Consider the following 1,660-nt stretch of genomic DNA (forward strand, 5'->3'; position numbering starts at 1 on the left):
CCTGGAGGGGTTTGAAGTGAAAACTGAGACTGGAGGTTTATTTTAAGTTTCTTTGATTCACCACGGCTCTCGTCAAGTGAACACCCTGAAATCCCAAAGACAAGTACTGTTGGAACAAAAGAGGGATTGAGAAATACTCGTTGTTTCCCACGGGGTGTCTCAATCTTGCGTGAGGGACCTCTGTCGGTTAGCAGTCGTATGACAAACTCGCCGTTATCATCAATCGCTTTCTCAACAGTAACATCACTTATTCCGCCCAGCACTACAGGGACATCTTGTGACACAGATGGATCTTCTTGCGCAAGGATTATCTCGGGAAATACGCCGCTTGCAACAACCTGACACTGCAACGATTTACCACTCTCAAGCAGTGGCTCTTCTGCCTCCCCGTTTCCCGTCGAGGAAATAAAAAAAACTACGACCACGCCACAAAAATGTAGCGCAGCCGCAGCTTTTGATAGCAACTGTGATTGATGACTATATGCCATAAACCAATTTGTTTTCTTTTTAGAAAACTACCACGCAATATTTGGTTCACGTACACCGTTGGAAGCGGTGTATGCACCACCACCACGCGTAATCATCGACCCGAAGAGAACAACGTCCATTGATTCTGAGAGTGTGTGTGTTGCTCCATCCATACTACTAACAACGCAAATACCGGGATGGAAGCTATAGGCTTCTCCGTCATTCACAGCATTGAATGGAACATTTCCACTGTCTCTCTTCCGCTTCGTTCCAGTGGCTGGATCAATACCATGCAACTTTGCTGGCCCAAGCGAATCAAGTGCGGCAATTGTCTGATTAGTTTCACCCGTTGGTGAAAGGTTACCCCTGCCGCGATAAACATCAGGAGCACTCGCTTTTTCAACAAACATCAGAGTATTGCTTAATCCATCAACAATTTGTGCAACTTTTGTTTCAGCGTCTTTAATGAGACCACCATCACATTCGTCGCCATCGTCAATCCAAGGATTGCTTCCATCAGGAACAATGTATTCCTTGACACCAGTTAAAGCTTCGTAGTCACGTTGCCCAAAAATATTTGGATCAAGTGACGGAGCCGCTGAGTCATTATCTCTGCTGGGTCCGTCAATACTCGGATGCCCTCCTGAAGGCGGTAAAGCTGATGGACACTTAAAAACACTCGGCTGAATAGTTGCAGCAGCACGATTTTCAGTCTCCCACCAATGCTTCGTAAAGTCATAATTGACGTTACCTTGCTCAAGATTAGTAAGGACAAATGCTGTCCATGAGGTCTCTTTACCAGCTGGATTACCCTTTGTTGGTGCAGTTGCTGAATCAACGGTGTAACATGCAGCTGGGAAATACTTATGAGCATTTTCATAGTTATGCATTGCGAGGCCATGCTGCCTCATATTATTTGAACATGAAGCCCGACGTGCAGCTTCACGAGCTTGCTGAACGGCTGGCAAAAGAAGACCGACAAGAACACCAATAATGGCAATAACAACAAGAAGCTCAATCAGCGTAAAGCCGCGATTTCGACTTCCGGTTGGCTGAGAAAAATGAGCAGTGTGTAGCACGTCTAACTCCTTAGTAAGGCTATGTAAAAATTTTTATGGAAGACTATTTGGCTTCCACCAATTGCAAAGAGTGTCGACATCTTTCATGAGTGAATTGTGAGACAAATATGAGG

The 1,660-nt window shown here is 45.2% G+C and carries 2 protein-coding genes; both read right to left on the minus strand.

Going from position 1 to position 1,660, the window contains the following annotated elements:
* Positions 1-488, minus strand: a 488-nt coding sequence (locus ABGY95_RS03410) for a hypothetical protein (RefSeq protein WP_347440296.1), incomplete at its 3' end; no start/stop codon positions are given.
* A gap of 27 nt (positions 489-515) precedes the next feature.
* A complete protein-coding gene (locus ABGY95_RS03415) occupies positions 516-1,547 on the minus strand; it encodes a DUF1559 domain-containing protein (protein ID WP_347440297.1) in 1,032 nt (343 codons plus the stop codon).
* Between the last annotated feature and the right edge of the window lie 113 nt (positions 1,548-1,660).

This window comes from Rubritalea sp. (genome assembly GCF_039830215.1).
Taxonomy (GTDB): domain Bacteria; phylum Verrucomicrobiota; class Verrucomicrobiia; order Verrucomicrobiales; family Akkermansiaceae; genus Rubritalea.